Consider the following 25369-nt stretch of genomic DNA (forward strand, 5'->3'; position numbering starts at 1 on the left):
GATTAATCAATAGTTAATGGTCATTAGTCAATAATCAAGAGTTAGCATAACAGTAAGCTAATTACGAATTCCAAAAAAACTGTCCCCACTCCCCAGTCTCCAATCCCTTGACTTTATGACTACCCATGACATTGTAGACGTACAAACTACAGATTGTTGCATTGTTGGTGGTGGGCCGGCTGGTGCGGTTTTGGCGTTGCTGTTAGCGCGTCAAGGGGTTGCTGTGATGCTATTGGAAGCACACAAAGATTTTGACCGGGATTTTCGCGGCGATACGATTCACCCATCGGTAATGGAAATTATGGAAGAATTGGGATTGAGCGATCGCTTGCTGCAATTACCCCATGCTAAGATGCGCCAAATTCGGGTGAAAACGCCTCAAGATACCGTGACTTTGGCTGATTTTAGTCACCTCAAAACCCGCTATCCCTACATTACAATGCTGCCCCAGGTGAAATTCCTCGAATTCATCACCCAGGAAGCACAACAGTATCCCAGTTTTCAATTACTTATGGGGGCAAATGTCCAAGAACTCATTGTAGAGGACGGCATAATTCAAGGTGTGCGCTATCGGGGAGGCGGTGGTTGGCATGAAGTCCGGGCAATCCTGACAGTTGGTGCAGATGGTCGCCATTCCAAATTACGACAGTTAGGTAATTTTGCCTCCATTGAAACCTCGCCACCAATGGATGTGCTGTGGTTCCGCCTACCGCGTCAGCCAGGAGATAGTGAGGGAGGAATGGGGCGCTTTGCTCCCGGTCATATTGTAGCGATGCTTGACCGTGGTGATGAATGGCAACTTGCCTATGTCATCCCCAAAGGAGGCTATCAAAAGTTACGTGCTGATGGTTTAGCAGCCTTGAAAACATCTGTAGTAGAAGTTGTCCCAGAATTAGCCAACCGCATTGATAATTTACAAGATTGGTCACAGATCGCTTTTCTCTCTGTAGAATCTAGCCGTGTGCGACACTGGTATCGTCCGGGATTATTACTCATTGGTGATGCAGCTCATGTGATGTCACCTGTTGGCGGAGTAGGAATTAACTACGCCATTCAAGATGCTGTGGTGACTGCGAATGTGTTAACTAAACCTCTGCAAAATCACCATGTAGATTTGAAAGATTTGGCTAAAGTCCAGCATCGGCGCGAATTACCCACACGAATTATTCAAGCATTTCAGACTTTGATCCAAAAACGAGTATTTGCCCCCATCCTCACCTCTAACCGCACCTTTCAACCCCCAGCTTGGTTACGCTTACCCATTTTGCGCGATTTGCCAGCAAGATTGATTGCCTTGGGTGTATTTCCAGTTCATGTGAGAGAGTAGTATTAGCGGTAGCGCACCACGCAAATAATTTTAGAAATCAAATCGGATTGCTATATCTATGTTTTATTTTTTGAGCTATTATTTATCTGTCTAATTCTATTTATAGCCGCTTGGGATTTAGCTGTTTCACCTTGTTGTTGAAATAATTCGGCAGCTTTCTGTAAATCAGCGATAGCTTTCTTAACATCTCCTAATTGAGAGTAAGCGATACCGCGATTTTTATATGAGTCTGCATTGTTAGGATTAATCTCTAAGGCTTGATTAAAATCCTCAATTGCGCTTTTTAAATCTCCTTCTAGTGCGCGATTAACACCGCGATTGTTGTAAGCATCAACATAGTTAGGGTTTATTCGCAAAGCCTGGTTAAAATCTTCAATCGAGCCTTTTAAATCTCCTGAATTGTCCCGTGCAACGCCTCGACTATAGTAAGTATCTGCATCATTAGGGTTAATTTGCAAGGCTTGGTTAAAATCAGCGATCGCTCCTGGCAAATCTCCCGATAATACGCGAGCTTTACCTCTATTTTTATAGGCATCAGCATCATTAGAATTAATCTGTAAGGCTTGATTAAAATCAGCGATCGCTCCTGGTAAATCTCCTGATAATGCGCGAGCTTTACCTCTATTGTTATAGGTATCTGCATCATTAGGATTCATTTGTACAGCCTTGTTGAAATCAGCGATCGCTCCTGATAAATCTCCTGATAATGCACTATCCATAGCTCTTTGTTTATAAAATTTATAATCTTCTTTGTTGACTTCTGTTAGCAATAATACTGGTTGTGTAGCTAGCTCTGAAGTATTAGATACATCTATATTGTTTGCTTTGAAGCCATACGTTATTACCCCTAATCCTATCGCTATAATTGCCCAATTCAGTCCTTTCATAAACTTATTCTCTTGTACGTAATAATTAGGTTTTTGAGTTGAAATAAGATTTACGCAAAGACAATTTGCAGCAGCTTAAAAAAACTTGCTACCAACACCATACCCTTAACCATAACAAGCTATTAATTTCTGACAAACATTTTTAAATGGTGTTGTTTTATTTGATAAATATATATAATCTATTATTGTGCTTTTAAGTTAAAAGAAAATTATCAATAGTTAAAATATTAAAAAAATTACCAGTAATTAAATTTAGATATAGCGTTTACCGGTCTAATGAAGTACACTAAATCAAATAAAACTGTACATCTTCGCCAGGGTAAAAATGAAAGCATATTCGCTCGATTTACGCCAAAAAATACTTGATACATATAAGACAGGTGGAATATCACAACGTCAGTTAGCCAAAAGATTTTGTGTAACTTTAAGCTTTATTGAGAAATTACTTAAACAATATAGAGAAACAGGAAGTATCGCGCCTAAAGTCAGGATGCAACAAACTCCACCAAAGCTAAATGAAGAACAATTGAATGTTCTTTTTGAAATAGTAGAAGCCAAGAATGATGCCACTTTATCAGAAATTCGTGAGCAACTCAAAGAGAAGACAGGGATAACGATTGGTATTTCCACAGTAGACAGAATGTTACAGAAGATGGAAATCAGCTTAAAAAAAACATTGCACGCCGCAGAAAAGGAAACTGAGAGAGTTCAATTATTAAGAGTCCAGTTCTGGCTCTTAATTCAAGGAATACCTGCTGATCATCTGATTTTCCTTGATGAAGCTGGAGCTAATCTATCTTTGAGCCGACATTCTGCTCGTTCCCCTAAAGGTAAAAGAGCGCATGGTTCTCGACCTCAAAAACGCAGTAAAAATGTTTCGATAATTGGTGCAATTGGTCTGAGGGGTGTGATTAGTCAATATAGCATTTTAGGTGCAACTGATGGGCTGACATTTGAGGCTTATATTGCTCAAAAATTAGTTCCTAAACTTAAGGAAGGTGATTATGTAATCATGGACAATTGCTCAATTCATCAAGGTGGAGATATTGAAGCACTCATTGAGGCTGCCGGAGCTAAGTTGATTTATTTACCACCATATTCTCCTGATTTTTCCCCTATTGAAAATTGTTGGTCGAAGCTGAAGAACATACTACGTTCTCTTGGTGCTAGAAGTTATCCAGATTTAGCAAAAGCAATTGAAATGGCTTTTAACCAAATCTCTTTAAATGATATTTATAATTGGTTTACCCACTGTTGCTACTGTACTTCACCAGACTGAGAAACGCTATAACCAGCCAAAACTAAAATAATTATGTCCCGAAAATTATTTTGAAGTACAAGTCAGAAGCTTCAATTCCAGCAGTATTTGAAAAAATATCAAACTTACCCAATGCTAGAGCCAAGCCTAAACCAACAAGATAACCAGACTTCATATAAGTTTGTCAAACTCAGCAATGCAACAGCTATCTTTTATGAGAAGCTGACATATCCTACTTTCCGCTCACGCCTGAAAAATTTAGATGCTGATCAATCTATAGTTGCTTTAGGAGTACATCAAGGTTCACAACCTGTAGGGTTAATTTTAGCTGAAGCTTCCTCCAACCCAAAAATTGCAGAAATCCTTTCGTTATTCGTAATACCAGAACATCGGGGATATGGACTAGGTAAAACTTTGCTTTCATATCTTGAAGAAGAACTTTCCCAAAGTAGTTTTTCTCAGGTCAATTTAGTTTACGTGCCTAACGCTACAACTCCATATTTGGAAAAAGTTCTCAAACAATGTAATTGGTCTACCCCTCAGCTACGTATGTTAGTTTGTTCTGGACCAATAATTAACATCAAAGATGCTTCTTGGTTAAAACTTGCTGATGCTCTACCTCTTGGGTACAGCATATTTCCTTGGGTAGAAATAAGCACACAAGAGAGAGAATCCATTCAAGCACAACAAGCAATCTCTGCATGGTATCCTGAAATTCTCTCCCCTTGGACAGAACCAGAGATAATTGAGCCGCTCAATAGCTTGGGATTACGCTATGAAAACCAAGTTATTGGCTGGATGATTACACACCGAGTTGCAAGAGATACAATCAGATATACCAAACTTTTTGTGAGAGAAGATTTACAACGTTTAGGTCGTGCTATTCCCTTATTAGCAAAAGCTATTAAGCTTCAGCTAGAAACACAAGAGGATAGCCAAGCAGTATTTACTGTATTAGCGGATAACACCCACATGGTTAAGTTTCTCCAGAAAAGATTAGTTCCTTATCAGGTATTTGTACGCCAATCTTGGGGAACAACAAAAGTATTTGAAATGTGAGATAAATCTAAGGATTAATCTAATAGCAACTTTAAAGAGTGTATGAAGTATAAAAAATAAATACCTTCTTCTGAATGTTGAAGAAGGTTATTTCTTGAATTAAGTTTTATCAGATAGTTCTAATCAAAATTTAGAAACTGAACCTAACGCCTGCCTTAACATATGCGCCGTCTTTCTGATTGTAGCCACCTTCAGCATAAACTTCACCTTTTCCTCCCATGACTACTTCTAGTTCGAGGTCTGATAGTTCGGAAAATTCTCCTTCAACTGGATTTAAATCAGAGATTATAATGTTAGCCATGATAATTTTCCCCCTAAATTTATATGGTATTTAATGAGAGTGTTTTATTTGTCTCATTCTGTAAAATATAGTCTTACTTTTGGCGGATAAATTCAATGTTTTGGAAATCAAATATCGTGCCAAAACTGATGCAGTTATGAAGTTATTGAAAATTTCTTAGTAAGTTATTAACCCAAATAATTTAGGGGCTAATGTATGGATAGCATTTTGCACTCTTGGCTATTAACTATTGCTTATAATCATCCGTAATTCCTGTGTTAGTTTACTCAACACTTAGAACTTTCCACTGAGTATGGACAATTTTACGGTGCTACAAGTATTTTTTACGTTAAAACATGGTACAATTATACTACTCATGCAAGATTCAATGCTCGTTTTAGTCAGGCGAAAGCGTTCAGCAGTGTTATGACTGTTGTACAACGTGATCGCTTGGCTTTTATGCTAGGAATAAAGCAACATGAACAGTCTATAAATTAAATTCATAATTACGAATTACGAATTATTAAACCAGGAGGATGTCATGAACAGCTGCGTTTTAATGGCGGAAATTATTCAAGAACCGCAATTACGCTATACATCAGATAACTTAGCAGTCACAGAAATGCTAGTGCAGTTTTCCAATTCCCAGAAGCCGGATGATGCGCCGGCGACTTTAAAAGTTGTGGGCTGGGGGAATTTAGCAACAGAAATCCAGCAAAATTATCACCAAGGCGATCGCGTGATTATTGCCGGACGTTTAGGAATGCACACAGTTGAGCGTCAAGAAGGTTTTAAAGAAAAACGTGCTGAATTGACTGTACAACAAATTCAATCTTTAAGCAGTGCTTTTACACCATCGTCAGCACCAGCCAGAACTCCAGCCGTCACAGAAACTCTACCACCACCCCCACCAGCAAATAACGTTCCTAGTTACGAGCCTCCACGCCCAGCTGCTACTCCTGTTGCCAGTCCCGTGAATGTCACACCCCAGGTGAACACTTACGAACCTGTCACCACACCCAGCAACTATCAACCAGTGGTAGAAGAACCAGATCCAGATGATATTCCGTTTTAGGTGGGGATTGGGAACTCTTAAGAAGCAGAGGGGCAGAGGGGCAGGGGAGCAGAGGAGCAGGGAGCAGGGGGAGTAAAACTCTTCAATTTTGAATTTTGTAGGCGCAAGCCTTGCCGTAGGCTATTTTGAATTTTGAATTGATTAGCCCATTGCGAATTGGTATTACGCCGCGCCCCTGCCCCAATTCCTCTTATCCCCATGCCCCACACCCAACAAATATTTAAGCTATTCTACTGAAATGCAAAACTACTGTTAAAATCCAAATAATTTTTACTCACTATTCATACCGTAATCCTATGAGAGAAACTATCCTAGAAGTTCGCAATCTCCAAGTAGAATTTTCCGGTGATGGGGATACTATCAAGGCTGTTGATGGTATTTCGTTTGAGCTAAAACGAGGAGAAACTCTAGGAATCGTAGGAGAATCTGGTAGTGGTAAATCAGTCACATCGCTAGCGGTGATGGGTTTGTTGCAGCATCCCGGTAGAATTAGCGGTGGGGAAATTAGCTTTTCTGCTCAAGCGAATGGTAAACCAATTAATTTAGTCGAGTTATCGCCAGAGGAAATGCAACTATACCGAGGCGGCGACATCGCGATGATTTTTCAGGAACCCATGACTTCCCTGAACCCGGTTTATAACATTGGATTTCAACTGACAGAAGCCATTCAGCGTCATCAAAATGTGACGACAGCCCAAGCCCAACAAATTGCGATCGCAGGTCTACAAGAGGTTAAACTGCTACCTAGTGATGAGCAAATCAAACAGCAATATATCGATACCTGGCCGCAAACTAACCCCAACACTCCCCTTGATGAATACAAGTTGGCGCAGTTAGTTAAGCAGCATAAAGAAGCTATCTTAGAACGTTACCCGCATCAACTTTCGGGTGGTCAATTACAACGGGTGATGATTGCAATGGCTATTTCCTGCAACCCATTGCTACTAATTGCAGATGAACCCACCACAGCCTTAGATGTCACAGTTCAAGCTACAATTATTGACCTCCTCAGAGAATTGCAGCAAAGCCGTGACATGGCGTTGATTTTTATCACCCACGACTTGGGACTAATTTCCGAAATTGCCGACCAAGTAGCGGTGATGTACAAAGGTAAAATTGTCGAATACGGTGCATCAGAGCAAATTTTCAACCATCCCCAGCATCCCTACACCAAAGGTTTGGTTGCTTGTCGTCCCACACTCACCCGCCATCCCCACAAACTTCTGACAGTCTCCGATTATATGACTGTGGAGGAAACAGCAACGGGACAGTTGATGATTCAGGCGAAAGAACCCTCACAACCGCCAGAAATTTCCTCCGAAGAAATCTATACGAGATTGGCAAAGTTAGAAGAACAGCCACCCCTGTTAAAAATCCAAGATTTGAAAGTTGGTTTTCCTGTACGTGCTGCATTTGGTACTAAGAAACGCTACCACATGGCAGTCAATGGTGTTTCGTTTGATGTCAAACCAGGAGAAACCTTGGGCTTAGTGGGAGAATCTGGTTGTGGTAAAACCACACTGGGCCGAACCTTGCTGCGATTAATTGAGCCAATGAGTGGTCAAATTATCTTTGATGGGCAGAATATTACCAAACTCAAAGGCGAACCATTGCAAAAACTGCGGCGAGAAATGCAAATTGTGTTTCAAAATCCCTTTAGCGCCCTTGACCCCCGGATGAAGGTTGGGGATGCAATTATGGAACCTTTGTTAATTCACTCTGTAGGTAAAACCAAAAAACAACGGTTACAAAGAGTAGCAGAACTGTTAGAAAGAGTGGGTTTAAGTGCAGATGCCATAAATCGCTATCCGCACCAGTTTTCTGGTGGTCAACGCCAGAGAATTTGTATTGCTCGTTCCTTGGCGTTAAACCCCAAATTTATTATTTGTGATGAGTCGGTTTCAGCTTTGGATGTGTCAGTACAGGCGCAGGTATTGAATTTATTGAAAGAATTGCAAGATGAGTTTCAACTCACTTATATTTTCATTTCCCACGATTTAAGCGTCGTGAAATTTATGAGCGATCGCATTTTAGTCATGAATCGTGGTCAAATTGTGGAACAAGGTACAGCCGAAAGCATCTACCGCGAACCTAAAGAAGAATATACACAAAAATTAATTGCTTCGATTCCCACAGGTAGTCCAGAACGGGTACGCTCTCGCCATATCCGCACAGCTTAAATATAGGTTACAGGCGATCGCTCAACTCATACCAATTCTCTATGAGGTTGCATCAAATAAATGATGTAGAGACGTTGCATGCAACGTCTCTACAGTACAGAATAAAGTGCATCTTGATCAAGAAACGGTATCAGCACTTCGAGTCTAGAACTTGGAATTTCGAGTTTGGAACTTGAAACTTCGAGTTTGGAACTTAAAACTTCGAGCTTGGAACTTGGAACTTCGAGCTTGGAACTTGGAACTTCGAGCTTGGAACTTGGAACTTCGAGCTTGGAACTTGGAACTTTGAGATCAGAACTGGAATGACCGAGATTTTTACTGCAATGATGGTGAAGGGAAGGCGATCGCTCTCATTATGATCACCATCTCTCCCATAATTACCAGCATCGGTGCTGTAATTATGTATTATTTTTCCCCAAGTTATACTTAACCTCAATCTCAAAATTACTTTCTGCCGAGCCTTCAGTTAAAAATGGGATGCCTGTTTTACCACCTAACTTGATGCCAAACTTAACTGTTACTTCCTCTGCTTCTGGTAAGTTCTTGAATGCACCAACAGCTAACTTGGCATAACCCCGAATCTTGTCTTGAAAGTCTTTAATATTTAGCGTAGGTAAACCATCACGATATCCTGGTTCTTCCTCTTCTATCTCTTCAGGAGCAGTCTTAGATTCTACATAGATTGTGTACTCTTGATCATCGTCCTTGACAATCAGACTTTGTACTTCTGACATTTAAGAGCCTCAGTTAGTTTTTTAGTTAATATTCTAGTAATATTACGGAAAAACATCTGCCAAGGAAATATGGCTCGATATGCTCTGGTAATTGGCATTGCCAAGTATGACAACTTCGATAACCTACCAAAAACCGTCAATGATGCCGCACAAATCACACAGCTACTCAGAGAACATGGTCGGTTTGATGTGCAGCCATTACCAAGGAAGTTAATCGAGAGTGAAAATAGTTGGCAAGTCACGCCTGATAAAAAATTAACAGGACAAGAACTCGGACAGGCATTAAACACATTTTTGTTAGAGAAAGCCAAAGGTGCTGAGGCGTTAATTTATTTTGCTGGACATGGCTTTGAAGCAACTAGCAACACAGGAGTGAAGAAAGGGTATTTAGCGACATCTGATTGTGCTAAAGATGGAGTAAAGGCGATCGCCTTTGATGATTTCAACACCCTGATTAGTAAATCCCAACTCAGCAGCTTGGTGGTACTGTTGGATTGCTGTTATGCTGGGTCGTTACTAGAGAGAAGCTTTATCAACTCTAGTTTTCCGGTGTTTAACAGTAAGACTGACTATTGTTTAATTACCGCTTCCCGTGCGTTTGAAAGAGCTAGAGAAGATGCGGAAGGCGGAATTTTTACCCAAGCTGTGCTGAAAGGATTAGCTAGTTCCCAAGCTGATGAGGCTAGGGGAGAAATTAACGTTAATGACTTGATAAGTTTCATTTCACGGGAACTGAAGGACAGCGGCCAAGAACCAATATATATGGGTGGCGGTAGATCAATTCCTTTGGTTTGGTATCCGCCGAGAAATCCGGTAGCTGTTGGGGTGGTGAGTGAAGAATGTCCCTATCGAGGCTTAGAAGCTTTTGAGAAACAACACGCCAAGTTCTTTTTTGGTCGGCAAAAAGTTGTTAACTATATCCAACAAAAACTAGCTCAAGCGAATTTTGTCCCGATTATTGGCGCGTCGGGAAGTGGTAAATCTTCTGTGGTGCGGGCGGGTTTAATTCCGGTGTTAGAAAAAAATGGTTGGCGCATCTTAGAACCAATTTTACCGGGAGTTGAACCGTTAGCTGAGTTAAAACGAGCCTTTACACAGTTGTTTGAACGCACAAAAATTAGAGAAATTTCAGCTTTGATTGACACGGAAGGTTTATCTTCAGTAATTTCGCAGCTGACTGGTTCTGAACGTTGCTTGTTGGTGGTAGACCAATTTGAAGAAATTTTTACCCTTGGTGCTAAGGAAGAAGAGAAACAGCGATTTATTGAGTTGTTAACTCAAGTTGATGAAGGGCGGTTAGCAATTGTCACCACAATGCGAGCTGATTTTTTGGAATACTGTTTAAGCTATGAGTCGCTGACACAACTAATTCAGGAACAAGCTGTGTATATGCCGCCATTACTGGGGGCAGAATTAGAAGAAGCGATCGCATCCCCAGCCATGTTACAAGGTTATCAGTTAGAAAGGGGATTATTGGGAGCGATTCAGCAAGAAGTATTAGGACAAGAGAAAGGCTGCTTACCATTATTGCAGTTTGCCCTAACTGAACTTTGGGAACAACGCGATCGCACAACTCACCAGTTAACAGTTGCTAAGTTTAACGCACTAGGTGGAGTCATTGGGGCGTTGAATCGTCATGCAGAACAGATGTATGCAGGTTTTTCCGAACAGCAGCAAGCTTGGGTAAAGCGGATTTTCTTAAAACTGGTGCGTACTGGTGCAGCAGATAAGGATACGCGACAGCGACAGCCAAAACAAGAATTGCTAAGTCTTGCTGGTGAGAACTCAGGCAATCAGGAGGCTACAAGTGACATTTTAGAGCAACTAATCCAAAGTCGTCTGTTGGTATGTGACACTGAAAATACGGGGGAAATTTGGGTCGATTTGGCGCATGAAGCTTTGATGGAAGGTTGGGAGCAGTTTGCTGAATGGCGTAAAGAAAACCGACCACTTCGACGACTGATTAACTTGGTTGAAGATGCTTTTCAAGAATGGGTGAAAAATCCGCAAGAGGAAAATTTAATGATGGGAGGATTATTAAATCAAGTAAGGAAACAATGGACACCATTAGAGTTGAATATATCTCCCCCAATAGTAGCTTTTTGCCAGTTAAGCATGGATACAGAGGTACAACTTCGTTATAAGTCAGAGGTAGGCATTCGTATAAGAGATGAGTTTTTAGCTGTAATTTCCCATGAATTACGAACTCCACTCAATGCCATCTTAGGTTGGTCACAATTGCTGCAATCTCGAAAACTGAATGAAGTACAGACTAAGCAAGGTCTAAAAACCATCGAACGTAATGCCCGATTTCAAACCCAATTAATAGAAGATTTACTGGATATATCAAGACTCGAACAAGGCAGAATGCGTCTCAATATTACAACTTGCGATCTGGTTTCTGTGATTAAGGAAGCGATGGAGACTGTACACTTAGCAGCTGAAGCCAAAGATATTAAAATTCAAGCTATGCTTAACCTTAATTCTATTAATGTGTTAGGCGACCCATTGCGTTTACAGCAAGTAATGTGGAATTTACTATCTAATGCTGTTAAATTCACTCCTTCGCAGGGACAAATTCAAATTAACTTACAAAAAACTGATGTCAATGTTGCAATTACTGTGAGTGACACAGGAGAGGGTATTAAACCTGAATTTCTTCCCCACATTTTTGATAAATTTCGTCAAGAAGACAGATCCGTTATCAGACGGTTTGGTGGACTGGGATTGGGGTTAGCAATAGTGCGCCAAATAGTAGAATTGCATGGTGGGACAGTTTCTGCCAATAGTCCAGGAGAAGGTAAAGGAGCAACTTTTATTGTTAATCTACCGATGAAAGCAGTTAGTTAATGTAAAAATTTTCAGTGGTAGTAGAAAAGTAGGTTGGGTGGAGCAACAGCGAACCCCAACAACAGTATTAGCTCAAAATATTAACTGAAATGTATTGAGATAAAAACAGAAATTTTTGAGAGAGGAACACGAAAATTCAAGCTCAGAATCCAACATCCGATATTTGATCTGCAATGTGATGGTGAGTGAAAGGCGATCGCCCAGTGTAATATTACTTCGGGTTCTCTTTTATTGGCATTGCTTGCTCATATTTGGCGATCGCTTCCTCAATGACTTCATTACCAACATCAGAAAGATCAGATTTAGAATAAATTGTAGTGAGGATGATTTCTTGTTCTGTTTTCAGATAATAAATTACTCGATAACCGCCACTTTTTCCTTTTTGGATATCGCTATTCTTGAGGCGAACTTTGAAAACCTGATATTTAACTCCAGCAATTCTATCTCCAGGAGTCTCCCCTGCTTGAAGTTGTTCAATTAATTGTTGCATATCGCTACGAATTGAACGATAACGTTTAGCTAGTTCTCGCAGATCCTTTTTAAAACGAGGAGTAAGAGAGATTTGAATTGGTGATTGTTCACTCTGCATCAATACCTTCCCACATTTCTGAGAGGGGTATAGTTTGTCCATCCAATGCCTCTCGTATGCCTTGGTGAATGCCTTCAATTACTATTTCAGTGGGTGTTTCCTCAGCAGATAACTCTCCCTTTAAGCCTATGCAAAAATAGTGAATTATGTCGTAAATTTCAGCTAATTTATCTTCGGGGATGTCTTGCAGTTCTTGGACAATTTTCTGGATCAGCATAAGTCAAATCTTTAGTATTGGGTGGTTAATCGGGTTGATGCTTCGTTTATTATGGCTCATCTTGAGAATACGGCAGAACAGCACTTTGCTATAAAAACAGGAAGTTTTGAGTTTGAAACGACTGGAGCAGCAATCATGGTGTGTAAAGAGCGATCGCCCACTGTACGCGCATTTCTCACAAACAGTAGGGGCGGGTTCACAGATATGCTCGAATCATTTATGAATATTTCGCTCAACCCGCCCCTACGGACTCTGGACTGAGGTTGCAAGAATTGGTGAGAAATCCGGGTGTAATCTTTCTTCCGGTTCTCTTCTATTGGCATTGATTGCTCATATTTGGCGATCGCTTTTTTAATGATGTTGGTTGGGAATTACCTGAATCAGTCCAGTTTGGAAGACTGCATCATAAGTGATAATGGGTAAACTTTCGAGTTCCGCTTGAGCCATAATCATGCGGTCAAAAGGATCTCGATGAGCAATTGGTAGGCTTCCGGCTCTGATTGCATGGGCTGAAGTGATGGCAAGTTCCACAAATCTTGCCTGATGTAATATCTGTGAATATTGCTCAACGAGTTGTTTTGCTTCTGATAATTTACCAATACGGTATTTAGTAGCAATTTCCCAAGCAGATGCACTGCTAACGAAAATGCGGTTATCGGGATTGCGAATGATATCTTGGCAGTCTGTATCAAGTTTTGGGTCATTAAAGAGCCACCACAATAGGATGTGTGTGTCAATCAGGTAGCTCATTCCCATTGCTGAAGCTCTTCCTCTGGTAATGGCTCAAAAAAAGCATCGCTGAGTTTTCCTGTTAGTATACCTGGGGTGCGTGGCTGTGCGGCTTCCCGATCTAAACCTATGCGAAAATAGTGAATTATGTCGTATATTTCAGCTAACTTATCTTCTGGAATATCTTGAAGTTCTTGGATAATTTTATCAATCAACATACATCAAATTCTCTGTTTGTTGCTAGTTAATTATTAATATTCTGCTTTATTTATTATCGCTCATCTCCACCGTCTTGAGATAAAAACAGGAATTTTTGAAATAGGAACACAAAAATTCAACCTCAGAACTACAACATCCGAGAGTTGAACTGCAATCATGGTGAGTGAAAGGCGATCGCTGTCATAATTACTAATGAACTACTTCTTCAGCAGTCAATGACGACACAAATGACATTTAAGGTGGAAGCATTTTGGGATTCTGAAGCTGAAGTCTGGGTTGCAACTAGCGATGATGTACCTGGATTAGTGACAGAAGCTTCTACGATAGAGATTCTGGCGCAAAAACTGCGGGTAATCATTCCAGAACTCTTGATTTTGAATCAAGTGCTGATCAGCAAATCATATAGCCGTTTGCAGTTGAGTCCAATACAGACCTAACCCCCAACCCCTTCCCTACAAGGGAAGGGGAGTAAGTTTCAAAGCCTCTCTCCTTGTAGGAGAGAGGTTTGGAGAGAGGTCAGAGTGTATTGCATATACAATGAGAATCGCTATAAATGCGATCGCCTGTTTGGTGCGATAGACAGAAGGGCTTGGAATGATAGATTATTGATGCTGACTTATAAGTACATCATTAATCAAAGCTATAGAGCCAGAATTATTATGAAATTCCTGCACCGTCCTCATCTATACGGCTGGTCCTATTTCAACCCAGCGAGAAATATTGATTTCAATGGAATTGCCTGGATTCGTCCCGGTGGTAACATCCTGATTGATCCCGTGGCGCTATCTAATCATGATTGGAATCACTTGGAATCTTTGGGTGGTGTGGATTGGATTATTATCACCAACTCTGACCATATTAGAGCAGCTAAGGAAATTGCTGATCAAACCTATGCCAAAATAGCCGGGCCTATAGCAGAAAAAGAGTCTTTTCCCTTAATGTGCGATCGCTGGCTAGGGGATGGTGATGAGTTTGTCCCAGGACTGAAGGTGATTGAACTCCAAGGTTCTAAAACTCCCGGTGAGTTAGCACTACTACTAGAAGACACTACCTTGATTACCGGGGATTTAGTCCGAGCCTACAAAGCAGGTAGCTTGGGTATCTTACCCGATGAAAAATTGCTCAATAAAGCTGAGGCTATAGCTTCAGTTCGCCGATTAGCAGATTTAGAACAAGTAGAAGCCGTATTAGTCGGAGATGGTTGGTCTATATTTCGAGATGGACGCGATCGCTTAAAGGAACTGGTCGCAACATTAGGATAAGTTACAGGCTAGCGTTATTTAGTCCCTCATCTGCAAAAAAAGCGTCTAATTTTCATGCAATTTGTGGCATAAATTTAGTGAATTTGGGCGATATGTACATAGCAGCATTGATCACTGGGTATTGAATTATGACTAACCACACCTTCAAATTAGAGGATTCCGCAATTACACTGCCGATTTCTCAAGCGGCTCGTACAACTGCTCAACAGTTTGCCCATCGCCAGCCTACTCCAGCAAAAGCTGAGGAAGTGAGACGCAATACTTTGGCTGTCTGGGTGGTGAATGACTATCTACAAATGATGGATGTTCCTACTAATCTGACAGCTAGCGATAGTTGGAACCCAATTATGCAGCTTTGTGCGAATGTGGCGGATTTGGAGGTGTCGTCAGTTGGTCGTTTGGAATGTCGTCCTGTGGGTTCCCAAGACCAAGAATGCTTGATTCCTGCGGAAACTTGGGAAGAACGAGCAGGTTATGTAATTGTGCAAATTGATGACTCCTGCCAAGAAGCAAAATTGCTAGGTTTTATCAAAACAGTGGCAACTGAAACACTACCTTTGAGTCAATTACAACCCATCGAAGCTTTAATTGATCGCCTCGGACAATTGCAAACTTCCCCAGTGGATGCGCTAGTAAATCTGAGTCAGTGGTTTGTTGGGCAAGTGGAAGCTAGCTGGCAAACAGTGGAATCTTTATGGAATTCTTTAGAAGCCAGACCAGTATACGCTTTTCGTAGTCCTTTAACTACCACAGATGGCATAGTTGGGCAGTCAGACGCAGTGACTAGAAGAGCTAAATTAATTGATTTGGGTATTCAAATTGACAATCAACCAGTCATGTTGATTGTGGAAATTGCCCCCGAAGCTAACCAAAAAACTGGTATCCGGCTGCAACTCCACTCTACAGGTAATCAACCATACTTACCAAATGGGGTGCAACTGAAAGTGTTAGATAACACTGGCGCAGTATTTTTAGAAGCTCAAGCTAGAAGTGCAGATAACTACATTCAGTTACAGTTTCGGGGTGACATTCAAGAACAGTTCAGCGTTCAGGTATCATTGGGTGATATGAGTATTACAGAGAACTTTGTCATCTAGTAGTGTATAGATTATGTTTGTCCGGTAATTGGTGATGGGTAATTCCAGAATTTTTGATGTCTAAAATTCCAGACCTGTTGGCTGGAATTGTGCATTTTCAGGGCATGAGCAGATCAGAATTTCAGTGATTGGGAATCGGAGCAGAACGACAGTCATGGCTAAGTTAGTAGTGCTGAAATTCGGAGACGGTAGTTTAGATCAGGGGTTTACTGTTACTCTCCAAATTGGGGAAGAAAGCGATCGCCCCGCCACCGAAATCACAGGTAAACTGCCGCCTTGTCCAGAAATGACGCTTTACTACACCCGTTGGCAATCTAGCTATCTCCAATTGGGTAATCGTTATCGCTTAGATGCAGACAAAATCCAGGTAACAAATGTATCAATTACCCAAGACTGTCACGAATTAGCCCATATCTTACGCGCCCGTTTTAATGCTTGGCTACAAGCAGAAGGGTTTCGTTCCCTGCGGGAAAAATGGCTAGAGAAATTGCTGCCCACAGATGAAATTAGAGTCATTCTGCAATCAGAAAACAGCCAATTGCTCAAGCTACCTTGGCACGCTTGGGATTTACTAGAACGCTACCCCACAGCAGAAATTGCCCTTTCATCTCCCAGTTACGATCGCATTCATAAACGTCACACCCCCAACTCGGTAGTCAACATTTTGGCAATAGTCGGTAATAGTCAGGGGATTGATACCCAGGCAGATCAAGCTATTTTACAAAGGTGCCGCAATGCCGATGTATGTTTTATGGTGGAACCACAACGCAAGGAATTGACAGACCACCTGTGGGGAAAAAAGTGGGATATCTTATTTTTCGCTGGACACAGTTCTAGTCAAGGCAATGATACCACTGGGAAAATTTACCTCAATCAAAGCGATAGTCTCACCATTGGTGAACTCAAGTATGCCCTCAAACAAGCGATAGAACGGGGTTTACAACTAGCAATTTTTAACTCTTGTGATGGGTTAGGTTTAGCGCGAGAACTCGCTGATTTACACATTCCCCAAATTATTGTCATGCGCGAACCAGTTCCCGACCAAGTGGCGCAAGAGTTCTTAAAATATTTCCTCCAAGGTTTCGCAGGTGGTGAGCCTTTATACCAAGCAGTACGCCACGCACGGGAACGATTACAAGGTCTAGAAGATAGATTTCCCTGTGCAACTTGGCTACCAGTGATTTGTCAGAATCCATCACAAATCCCACCTACTTGGGATGACCTGATCCAACCCCAGACCCAAGAAATAAGCTATACCCCACCAGTAGCAAGAACAAGCCATTTAAAAAAAGTGGCAGTGTCTAGTTTAGCGGTAACGGCTGTAGTTTGTGGTTTACGGTTCTTTGGGGGATTGCAAACATTAGAACTACAAGCCTTTGACCAGATGATGCGATCGCGTCCCAATGAAGGGCCAGATCCCCGCCTGTTGGTAATCACCATAGAAGATGAAGACTTAGCCAATCAGCGTCGCAATAAGGAAGTATTAAAAGGAACTTCTATCTCAGAAAAATACCTGAATAAATTACTAGCAAAGCTGAGTCAGTATCAACCCAAAGCCATCGGTTTAGACATTTACCGTGATTTTCCTGCCGAACAACCAGATTTAATCTCTCAACTCAAGCAAACCGATAACTTAATTGGAGTGTGTAAAGGCAGTGATACCACAGCGAAAACCAAAGGCATTGAACCACCACCAGAAATCCCCAAAGACCGCTTAGGATTTAGCGACTTTGTTCATGATGCTGATGGTGTAGTCCGTCGCCATCTGATGTTTATGAATCAAGAGACGGCATCATTATGTTCTGCCCCCTATGCGTTCAGTACCCAATTGGCATTTCGCTATTTAGCGTCTTTAGGAATTCAACCTAAATTTACCTCTGGCACATCTCCTAGTTTGCAGTTAGATAAGACCGTTTTTCAACGCATTTCGCCTCGCACTGGCGGTTATCAAGGCATAGATGCCAATGGCGGACAGATATTACTCAATTACCGTGCCTCTAGGACAATTGCCGAACAGGTAACGCTGACCCAGTTGTTATCTAATCCTATTAACCCCAACGCCATCAAAGACCGGATTGTGCTGATTGGAGTAGCAGCAAAAGGAGATTTTCCTGACTATTGGGGGACACCCTACGGCAAGTTGTTAGATGAGCAAATGCCGGGAGTCATGGTACAAGCCCACATGGTCAGCCAAATCATCAGTGCAGTGTTAGATAATCGCCCCTTATTACGAACTTGGTCGCCTTGGTTAGAGGTGATTTGGATAAGCGTTTGGTCGGGATTAGGGGGTTTAGTAGCTTGGCAATGGCGCTTAGTCCCCAAGTTGGCATTAGCTATTGGTGTAAGTTCTGGTGTTGTATATCTCTTGTGTTTGGGTTTGTTAATAGGAGGTGTTTGGGTTCCCTTCGTACCCTCAACTGTGTCGTTATTAGGAACCGCAACTGTAGTATCAATTCAATTATTAGGCAATAGGCAATAGGCAATAGGCAATAGTTTTTCTCCTCTGCCCCCTGCTTCCCCAATCCCCAATCCCCAATCCCCAATCCCCTGCCCTCGTCAACCATATCTAATAAAACTCTATGAAACTATTACTCTCATTAGCTGTTAGCTATACAAGTTTATTAGCATCTCAAACTTGGGTACTGGCAAAACCAGCGCCTTCCAACTCGCCTGTTACCCATACCCAAAAAGTGAGTTTTGTGCCACCGCCTGCGCCTACTTCCGAACCGCCTCCTGGGGGTCGTGTTCGTGGTGGTGCTAAACGGGGTTCTTGTCCATTAGTAAAACCGGAACTCACGGCTTTAGTACCGTTTACCGAAGATGCTCCTACGGTGACAAACGTTTGGGGATTGACAACACAGGAACATCCCACGCTGATGTTTTATGTCCCATACGCCGACAATGCCAACTATCCCACAGAATTTGTCTTGCAGGATCAGGATGATAACTCAGTTTACCAAACAGCGATCGCTCTCCCCAAAACAGCTGGAGTTATTAGCGTTTCTCTACCTAGCAATATTTCCCCATTGACCGTAAATCAACGCTATCGTTGGTTTCTCACCGTCTATTGTGACCCAGAAAAGCAATCACCACCAATTTACGTTGAAGGCGTAATCAAACGAGTTACCCTGAACCCAACAACTCTTGAGCAGTTAAAAACCGCAACTCCTCTACAACGCGTTGACATCTATATCCGAAATAAAATTTGGCATGAAGCCGCAGTTACTCTGGCACAATTACGTCAGCAAAACCCTCAAAATAAAGCCATTCAAGAACAGTGGCAGAATTTGCTCACTAGCATTGGCTTAAGTGATATTGCAACTGTACCATTGTCGTCAAATCAGCCTTAAATTGGGAATTAGACATAGCCAAAAAATTCTTTTTTGGCTATGTCTATTCCAGAGTGCGATCGCTCGTAGTCTCAATATATTTCTCCGAGACAATATCATCTCCTACTTGATGATTTTACTCTCTCCGTAGTAATAAAAGAAGATAAATTCCTTCTGCCTTCTGCCTTTCTTTGATAAATCAATAATAGTTGTTAATTAATCAGCACCGTGTAACAACTCCATTGATTTTTACCGAATTATCTCCTAGTTACCCACCTTACAAGAAAGTTTAAAGATGAGACTTGGGTAAATCCTACAGGCATTGCAATTATCTGCGTCAGAATCAGCCAGTCTTTCTCGGTAGGCGACTCAGTACAGAGTTAAGGCATTGGCTCAATGCTGAGTATTCTTGCTAGAGTGCGTGGATTCAATATATTGCACAAATTTACGTATAAAGACGCAGAAAGCAAAAAGTGCGTCAATTATTATACGTTATATTTATAGATTTTTGTCCTTAAACTAAGCTTATACACTCTATACTGAGTAGTTAATGTGTTTCACAAAATTTTTGTGAAGATGTAAGTAGAAATATTAAAAGAACAACAACTGAAATTGTACAGGGAGGAGTGCGTTATGAAAAGCTTCAGAAGCGTAGCAAAAAATTTAACTAAACGCCAATTTCCCTGGAAAAAAAGCGATTTTCAAGATTTATCTGCTAATTTTCCGGAAAATGAGGGATTAGTTGATGATTCAGGATGGAGACTAAATCCTCAGACAGGCAAAGATCCGCAAATGCAGACATCAGCGATGGATAATGATGCTTCTATAAGTGATGAAGGAGCAGTATTTGCTGAGTCTCTGCTAACAAAGAGTTTCACAGCAGCAGTATTAAAGTCTGTGCAGCTGACTGTCAGCAAAACTTCAGACGCTGTGATACTTTCAACAAATTCACATACTATAGGTTGTGCTTGCTCAGTTTGTGCGCTACCACCAGTAGAACCAGAGCTAATCCAAAATGAACAGCAAACCCTAACTGCATCCGCAACTACATCCACAACTGCATCCGCAACTTTAGATTTATCCAAAACATTTTTTCTCAACAGTTTAGCCGGAGCTAGACATACGATTTATCTAGATTTCGACGGGCATACCACCTCTGGTACTGGGTGGAATGCAAGCTATGCGGGTGGGGCGAACATTGTTACCCCTGCTTTCGACTTTGATGGAAATCCAGCCTCTTTCAGCTCGGCTGAACTCGAAAGAATCCAGTATATTTGGCAGCGAGTCGCTGAGGATTTTAGCCCGTTTAATGTTAACGTCACAACTCAAGCTCCAACAGATATTAATGATCTGATTAAGAGTAGTAGTAGCGATACTCGCTGGGGTGTACGTGTCGTTATCGGTGGTAGTAGTTCCAGCTGGTTTGGTTCTTCAGCCGGGGGAGTCGCCTATCGTGGTTCCTTCAACTGGAATACAGATACTCCCACCTACGTCTTTAGTGACAGCCTAGGTGACAACGAAAAATATGTAGCTGAAGCTATCACTCATGAAGTAGGCCATACTCTGGGACTATCCCATGATGGAAGAACTAGCCCGGCTGAGGGATACTACAGGGGACATGGTAGTGGACAGACTGGCTGGGCGCCAATTATGGGTACAGGCTATTACCAGAACCTAACCCAGTGGAGCAAAGGCGAGTATGGTTCTGCTAACAATACTCAAGATGATTTGCAAATTATTACAACCAATAATGGTTTCAGTTACCGAGCCGATGATACTGGTAATACAATTGCCACAGCAAAGGCATTGACCATTTCTGGTACAACTCTGATTGGTAGTGGCATCATCGAGCGCAATACGGATATTGATTACTATCGGTTTGCCGCATCTGCTGGTTCCATCACCATAACAGTAAATCCCTTCACTCGCGGACCCAACCTAGACATTTGGGCAGGACTATATAACTCTGGTGGGACATTAATTGCATCTTCTAATCCCACCGATTTACTATCTGCAAGTATCACAACAAGTGTCGCTGCTGGAACTTATTACTTAGCTATTGATGGCGTGGGGAAAGGAGATCCTCTTTCTACTGGCTACACAGATTATGGTAGTTTGGGGCAGTACTCTATTGAAATCGCAACTAATGAAATTCTCTATGGTAGTGCTGATGATGACACCCTGATTGGTAGTGCTGATGATTCTATCCTCATGGGTGGTTTAGGCGATGACACCTATATTGTTGATACTACCACCTATACGATTATCGAAAATGCCGGAGAAGGTATAGACACCATTGAATCCAGTGTCACCTTCAGCCTTGCTACCCTCCCCAATATTGAAAACCTCACCCTCATCGGAACAGCTGCGATTAATGGTACAGGGAATGCAGCTAATAATGTCATCACTGGCAACAGTGCTAACAATATCCTGGATGGTGGTGCTGGTAATGATACCTTGATTGGTGGTTTAGGCCACGATACCTACATTGTTAATAGTACCACTGACACGATTATTGAAAATCCAGGAGAAGGTACAGATACAATTTCTAGCAGTGTCACCTTCAGCCTAGCTGCCCTGCCAAACATCGAAAAACTCACCCTGACAGGAACATCTGCGATTAATGGCACTGGGAATGGAGCTAATAATACCATTACTGGTAACAATGGCAACAACAGACTTGATGGTGGTGCTGGTAACGATACCCTCAATGGTGGTGCTGGTATTGATACCTTAATTGGTGGTTTAGGGAATGATGTTTACAGTGTCAATACCACCACAGACACGATTATCGAAAATGCCGGAGAAGGCACAGATAGAGTTTCTAGCAGTGTCACCTTCAGTCTGGCTGCCCTGCCAAATATCGAAAACCTCACCCTGACAGGAACAACTGCGATTAACGGCACTGGGAATGGAGCTGATAATATCATCACTGGCAACAGTGGTAACAATAGCCTTGATGGAGGTGCTGGTAACGACACTCTCAATGGAGGTACTGGTAACGATACCATCAATGGAGATGCTGGTAATGACATATTAACTGGAGGAACTGGAAAAGATACTCTCACTGGAGGACTGGGAGTAGACCGTTTTGACTACCGCAAATTAGCTGATTCCCTCCTTAGCAACTTTGATGTGATTACTGACTTCAATGCTAATGCTGGCAATGATTTATTCTTCGTTTCCACTGCACGAGCCGGATTTTATGATGGGGGAACTGTTGCAACTCTTGATGCAACAGACATTGCAGCCCAATTAACCACCGCTAATTTTGCTGCTAACTTTGCGGCTTTATTCACCTTTGGTAGCCGTAGCTTTGTCGCTATTAATAACGCTACAGCAGGGTTTAGTGCAACTACTGATGCCATCATTGAAGTGACAGGATTTACTGGCACTTTGGGAATCGATAATTTTACAACTACATCAGTGTAGATTGTTCTTATTTTGCAAATATTTCATAGAGAATTGGTATAAGGACTTTAGTTCTACAAAAAGGACTAAAGTCCTTACTACATACCTTTAGTTATTTACGCTGTTCTGCTTAGATCGCAGACAATGCCTAAATGTGTCTATGGAATCACCAATTGAACGCATCAAACTTTCCCAAACAGCCAAAGACCAACTGCTCAAACTCAAACGTAGCACCAAAATTGACCAATGGAATATTCTTTGCCGTTGGGCTTTTTGTCGTTCCCTCGCTGAAGCTACTCCACCCTCACCTGTACCAATTCCTCAAGATAGTAACGTGGAAATGAGTTGGCGTGTTTTTGGTGGTGAAATGTCTGATATTCTCCTGCTTGCCCTCAAGCAACGCTGTCATAATGATGGTTATCCCACCGATAAAGAAACTCTAGCAATTCAATTCCGTCTACACTTGCATCGTGGCATAGGTTACTTAGCAGGCGATCCAAATATCAAGAAAATTGAAGATTTAATTGCACTAACGGTGAAAAGTTGAAAGGATGATGAGGAGGATGAGGGGCAACTATAGCAGTTCTCGGTTGGGTGTAGCACAGTTTTGACCTCTCTCCAAACCTCTCTCCTACAAGGAGAGAGGCTTTGAGTTGTATTCCCCTTCCCTTGTAGGCTATCCATTACCCGGATCTTTCTTAACAAAAAGTAAAAATACTTAAAAGAAGGCGAAAGGCTTGATAGGTATAGTTTTGAGAGAGGAGAGACAGGGTGTAAAAAATGGAAAAATGGGCAGCAAGGGAATTGAGGTACTTAGATTTGGGAGATAAACGGCGAAACAAGCGTCTGATAAAGCAGGCACAATCCAGAACAAAGTTGTGAAACGGTTTTCACTACAGTTGAATGGCAACGCCAGTCGCCTCAAGTCGGGAAACCCGCCCACGGCGCTGGCTCATCTTTATGTGTGAGTGTGAACAAGAACCCAATTCCACCAGCCGAGCCACCAACATTAACACAAGCTGTACGGATGATTGCTCGACTTGGTGGTTTTCTGGGTCGTAAAGGTGATGGGGAACCCGGTGTCAAGACTATTTGGCGAGGGTTACGACGATTGCACGATATTGCTGCCACTTGGAAACTAGCCCATCAAATCTCAACGCATACTTTCTGAATTTTGTCTAATCTTTATGGCAACCCCATCTCCTGTAATTCCCTCTATATTTGCTTTTCAGCCTTTATTAAGAAAGATGTGACTAATGGATAGCCTTGTAGGGAAGGGGTTAGGTCAGTATTTCATTCAACTGCAAACCGCTATATTTACTAATTAAAAATTTTGAATTTTGAATTCCCAAAGGGGTGACTATGCCCGAAACGCTAGAAATTGAGCGTCACAGAGCTGCGATCGCTCGGACTGAAATCTCTCGTCCTGTACGATTGGCTATAGAATGGGCAATCCTTAACCAAGACACCAGTTTTTTTGACTACGGTTGTGGCTATGGTGGGGATGTGCAGCGTGTAGCTAACCTCGGCTATACCAGTGCAGGTTGGGATCCTTATTACTACCCTGATGAAAGCATCACTTCCGCCGATGTGGTGAATTTGGGTTATGTCCTCAATGTGATTGAAGATATTGCCGAACGTCGCCAAAGCCTCATCCAAGCTTGGGAACTCACTCGCAAGGTTTTAATTGTGGCGGCGCAAGTTTTAATTAACGCTCCTAGTAAAGCCCAACTAGCTTACAGTGATGGGATTGTCACCAGTCGCAATACTTTCCAAAAGTATTACGAACAAGAAGAACTGAAAAAATATATTGATGAAGTTTTAAATGTCGATGCAGTCCCTGTAGCACTGGGTGTCTACTTCGTCTTTCGGGATGAAGCCGAAAAAGAAAGTTTCAAAGCTATCCGCTTTTTTTCTCGCACCTCTACACCGCGAGTCCGTATTCCTACTAAGCGGTTTGAGGATTATCAAGAACAACTACAACCCCTGATGGAGTTTTTTACTAAGCGTGGCAGATTACCTGTCAAGGGTGAACTGGAGACAGAACAGGAATTACTCAGTGAGTTTGGTAATTTCCGCCGCGCCTTTAATGTCATTTTACAAGCTACCGACGAAGCTGAATGGGATGCGATCGCCTACCGTCGTTCCTTAGATATTCAAGTTTACCTAGCCCTCACCCACTTTGATCAGCGTCCCAAATTTTCCCAACTTTCGCCAGCCATGCGCCATGACATCAAAGCCTTTTTTGGTAGTTATGAGGAAGCTTGCGAAGTTGCTGATCAAAAATTATTTAGTCTAGGTAGAGCTGGCATTGTTAAAACCGCCTGTGACAAAAGCAAAATTGGTAAACACACACGGGGTGCGCTTTACGTCCATATTTCAGCTTTAGCAGCACTTGACCCTTTACTACGCATCTACGAAGGTTGTGCTAGCCGCACCATTGGGCGTGTTGATGGTGCTACTTTAATTAAATATTACACTGACCAACCGCAAATTTCCTATTTATTTTATCCAGAATTCGACACAGACCCCCATCCAGCTTTACAAGCGAGTATAACTATTGACTTAAAAACTCTGTACGTTACTCACCGAGACTATAGTAATAGAGCAAATCCCCCGGTACTGCATCGTAAAGAAACCTTTGTCACACCTAACTATCCTCTTTATGAACAATTTGCTCAACTCACGCAACGGGAACAGGAATTAGGATTGCTCAAACAGAAAAGCGAAATAGGTACGCGTGAAGGTTGGAAGAAATGCCTAGCTGCACACGGAGTAGAAATTAGGGGACATGAAGTTTATCGGCTTAAAGAAAGTTAAAGAGTGTTACGTAATTTAGAGGATGATTTTAATGCTTTTGTGGGAT

22 protein-coding genes and 1 pseudogene are annotated in these 25369 nt (G+C 41.9%); 16 read left to right on the plus strand and 7 right to left on the minus strand.

What is annotated here, in order from left to right; all coding sequences use genetic code 11:
• Nucleotides 1-115 precede the first annotated feature (115 nt).
• Complete coding sequence (locus NOS7524_RS11935; RefSeq protein WP_015138738.1) at nucleotides 116-1327, plus strand: FAD-dependent oxidoreductase; 1212 nt, start codon at nucleotides 116-118, stop codon at nucleotides 1325-1327.
• A 56-nt stretch (nucleotides 1328-1383) separates the two neighbouring features.
• On the opposite strand, the gene NOS7524_RS11940 is transcribed toward NOS7524_RS11935, so the two are convergent.
• Entirely contained in the window at nucleotides 1384-2214 is an 831-nt protein-coding gene (locus NOS7524_RS11940; protein ID WP_015138739.1) for a tetratricopeptide repeat protein, read from the minus strand.
• 325 nt (nucleotides 2215-2539) lie between these two features.
• Here NOS7524_RS11940 and NOS7524_RS11945 point away from each other — a divergent pair, with 325 nt between their 5' ends.
• Nucleotides 2540-3493 carry an IS630 family transposase gene (locus NOS7524_RS11945; RefSeq protein WP_015137436.1) on the plus strand — a complete coding sequence of 318 codons (954 nt, stop codon included), beginning with the start codon at nucleotides 2540-2542 and terminating at the stop codon, nucleotides 3491-3493.
• A gap of 111 nt (nucleotides 3494-3604) precedes the next feature.
• Nucleotides 3605-4531 carry a GNAT family N-acetyltransferase gene (locus NOS7524_RS11950; protein ID WP_015138740.1) on the plus strand — a complete coding sequence of 309 codons (927 nt, stop codon included), beginning with the start codon at nucleotides 3605-3607 and terminating at the stop codon, nucleotides 4529-4531.
• Nucleotides 4532-4661: 130 nt separating this feature from the next.
• On the opposite strand, the gene NOS7524_RS29985 is transcribed toward NOS7524_RS11950, so the two are convergent.
• Nucleotides 4662-4832: a hypothetical protein gene (locus NOS7524_RS29985; RefSeq protein WP_015138741.1), complete on the minus strand. Its 171-nt coding sequence runs from the start codon at nucleotides 4830-4832 to the stop codon at nucleotides 4662-4664.
• 520 nt (nucleotides 4833-5352) lie between these two features.
• On the opposite strand from NOS7524_RS29985, the gene NOS7524_RS11955 reads away from it, so the two are divergent.
• Complete coding sequence (locus NOS7524_RS11955) at nucleotides 5353-5886, plus strand: single-stranded DNA-binding protein (protein WP_015138742.1); 534 nt, start codon at nucleotides 5353-5355, stop codon at nucleotides 5884-5886.
• A 296-nt stretch (nucleotides 5887-6182) separates the two neighbouring features.
• Nucleotides 6183-8066, plus strand: a complete 1884-nt coding sequence (locus tag NOS7524_RS11960; RefSeq protein ID WP_015138743.1) for an ABC transporter ATP-binding protein — start codon at nucleotides 6183-6185, stop codon at nucleotides 8064-8066.
• A 398-nt stretch (nucleotides 8067-8464) separates the two neighbouring features.
• Here the strand turns inward: NOS7524_RS11960 and NOS7524_RS11965 are convergent, their stop codons facing one another.
• Entirely contained in the window at nucleotides 8465-8800 is a 336-nt protein-coding gene (locus NOS7524_RS11965) for a CU044_2847 family protein (RefSeq protein WP_015138744.1), read from the minus strand.
• A 69-nt stretch (nucleotides 8801-8869) separates the two neighbouring features.
• Between NOS7524_RS11965 and NOS7524_RS11970 the strand changes: the two genes are divergently transcribed.
• Nucleotides 8870-11650 carry an nSTAND1 domain-containing NTPase gene (locus NOS7524_RS11970; protein WP_015138745.1) on the plus strand — a complete coding sequence of 927 codons (2781 nt, stop codon included), beginning with the start codon at nucleotides 8870-8872 and terminating at the stop codon, nucleotides 11648-11650.
• 211 nt (nucleotides 11651-11861) lie between these two features.
• On the opposite strand, the gene NOS7524_RS11975 is transcribed toward NOS7524_RS11970, so the two are convergent.
• From NOS7524_RS11975 to NOS7524_RS11995, 4 genes are all read right to left on the minus strand, one after another.
• Nucleotides 11862-12239: a type II toxin-antitoxin system RelE family toxin gene (locus NOS7524_RS11975; protein ID WP_015138746.1), complete on the minus strand. Its 378-nt coding sequence runs from the start codon at nucleotides 12237-12239 to the stop codon at nucleotides 11862-11864.
• Nucleotides 12229-12456 carry a hypothetical protein gene (locus NOS7524_RS11980; RefSeq protein ID WP_015138747.1) on the minus strand — a complete coding sequence of 76 codons (228 nt, stop codon included), beginning with the start codon at nucleotides 12454-12456 and terminating at the stop codon, nucleotides 12229-12231. Before NOS7524_RS11980 ends, NOS7524_RS11975 begins: the two co-directional genes overlap by 11 nt.
• Nucleotides 12457-12807: 351 nt before the next feature.
• Nucleotides 12808-13206, minus strand: a complete 399-nt coding sequence (locus NOS7524_RS11990; RefSeq protein WP_235622427.1) for a type II toxin-antitoxin system VapC family toxin — start codon at nucleotides 13204-13206, stop codon at nucleotides 12808-12810.
• Entirely contained in the window at nucleotides 13203-13403 is a 201-nt protein-coding gene (locus tag NOS7524_RS11995) for a hypothetical protein (RefSeq protein ID WP_015138749.1), read from the minus strand. The genes NOS7524_RS11990 and NOS7524_RS11995 overlap by 4 nt, the downstream gene beginning before the upstream one ends.
• A gap of 216 nt (nucleotides 13404-13619) precedes the next feature.
• On the opposite strand from NOS7524_RS11995, the gene NOS7524_RS12000 reads away from it, so the two are divergent.
• The 10 genes and pseudogenes from NOS7524_RS12000 (at nucleotide 13620) to NOS7524_RS12045 (ending at nucleotide 25323) form a co-directional block, all read left to right on the plus strand.
• Complete coding sequence (locus NOS7524_RS12000) at nucleotides 13620-13841, plus strand: DUF1902 domain-containing protein (protein ID WP_015138750.1); 222 nt, start codon at nucleotides 13620-13622, stop codon at nucleotides 13839-13841.
• 222 nt (nucleotides 13842-14063) lie between these two features.
• Nucleotides 14064-14666: a hypothetical protein gene (locus NOS7524_RS12005; RefSeq protein ID WP_041555720.1), complete on the plus strand. Its 603-nt coding sequence runs from the start codon at nucleotides 14064-14066 to the stop codon at nucleotides 14664-14666.
• Nucleotides 14667-14794: 128 nt separating this feature from the next.
• Nucleotides 14795-15763, plus strand: a complete 969-nt coding sequence (locus tag NOS7524_RS12010; protein WP_015138752.1) for a DUF1822 family protein — start codon at nucleotides 14795-14797, stop codon at nucleotides 15761-15763.
• Nucleotides 15764-15917: 154 nt separating this feature from the next.
• Nucleotides 15918-18242: a CHASE2 domain-containing protein gene (locus NOS7524_RS12015; RefSeq protein ID WP_015138753.1), complete on the plus strand. Its 2325-nt coding sequence runs from the start codon at nucleotides 15918-15920 to the stop codon at nucleotides 18240-18242.
• A 100-nt stretch (nucleotides 18243-18342) separates the two neighbouring features.
• A complete protein-coding gene (locus NOS7524_RS12020; RefSeq protein ID WP_015138754.1) occupies nucleotides 18343-19113 on the plus strand; it encodes a DUF928 domain-containing protein in 771 nt (256 codons plus the stop codon).
• A gap of 612 nt (nucleotides 19114-19725) precedes the next feature.
• A complete protein-coding gene (locus NOS7524_RS29990) occupies nucleotides 19726-22524 on the plus strand; it encodes a calcium-binding protein (RefSeq protein WP_015138755.1) in 2799 nt (932 codons plus the stop codon).
• A gap of 139 nt (nucleotides 22525-22663) precedes the next feature.
• On the plus strand, nucleotides 22664-23050 hold the full coding sequence (gene dndE / locus NOS7524_RS12035; protein WP_015138756.1) for a DNA sulfur modification protein DndE: 387 nt from the start codon (nucleotides 22664-22666) through the stop codon (nucleotides 23048-23050).
• A 233-nt stretch (nucleotides 23051-23283) separates the two neighbouring features.
• On the plus strand, nucleotides 23284-23385 hold the full coding sequence (locus NOS7524_RS31185) for a transposase DNA-binding-containing protein (RefSeq protein ID WP_083882605.1): 102 nt from the start codon (nucleotides 23284-23286) through the stop codon (nucleotides 23383-23385).
• Nucleotides 23357-23674, plus strand: a pseudogene (locus tag NOS7524_RS12040) (IS4 family transposase); the annotation flags it as partial. The gene NOS7524_RS31185 and the pseudogene NOS7524_RS12040, both read left to right, overlap by 29 nt.
• A gap of 191 nt (nucleotides 23675-23865) precedes the next feature.
• Nucleotides 23866-25323: a DNA phosphorothioation-associated putative methyltransferase gene (locus tag NOS7524_RS12045; protein WP_015138757.1), complete on the plus strand. Its 1458-nt coding sequence runs from the start codon at nucleotides 23866-23868 to the stop codon at nucleotides 25321-25323.
• Nucleotides 25324-25369 lie beyond the last annotated feature (46 nt).

It is taken from the genome of Nostoc sp. PCC 7524 (assembly GCF_000316645.1).
In the GTDB taxonomy this organism is placed as follows: Bacteria; Cyanobacteriota; Cyanobacteriia; order Cyanobacteriales; family Nostocaceae; genus Trichormus.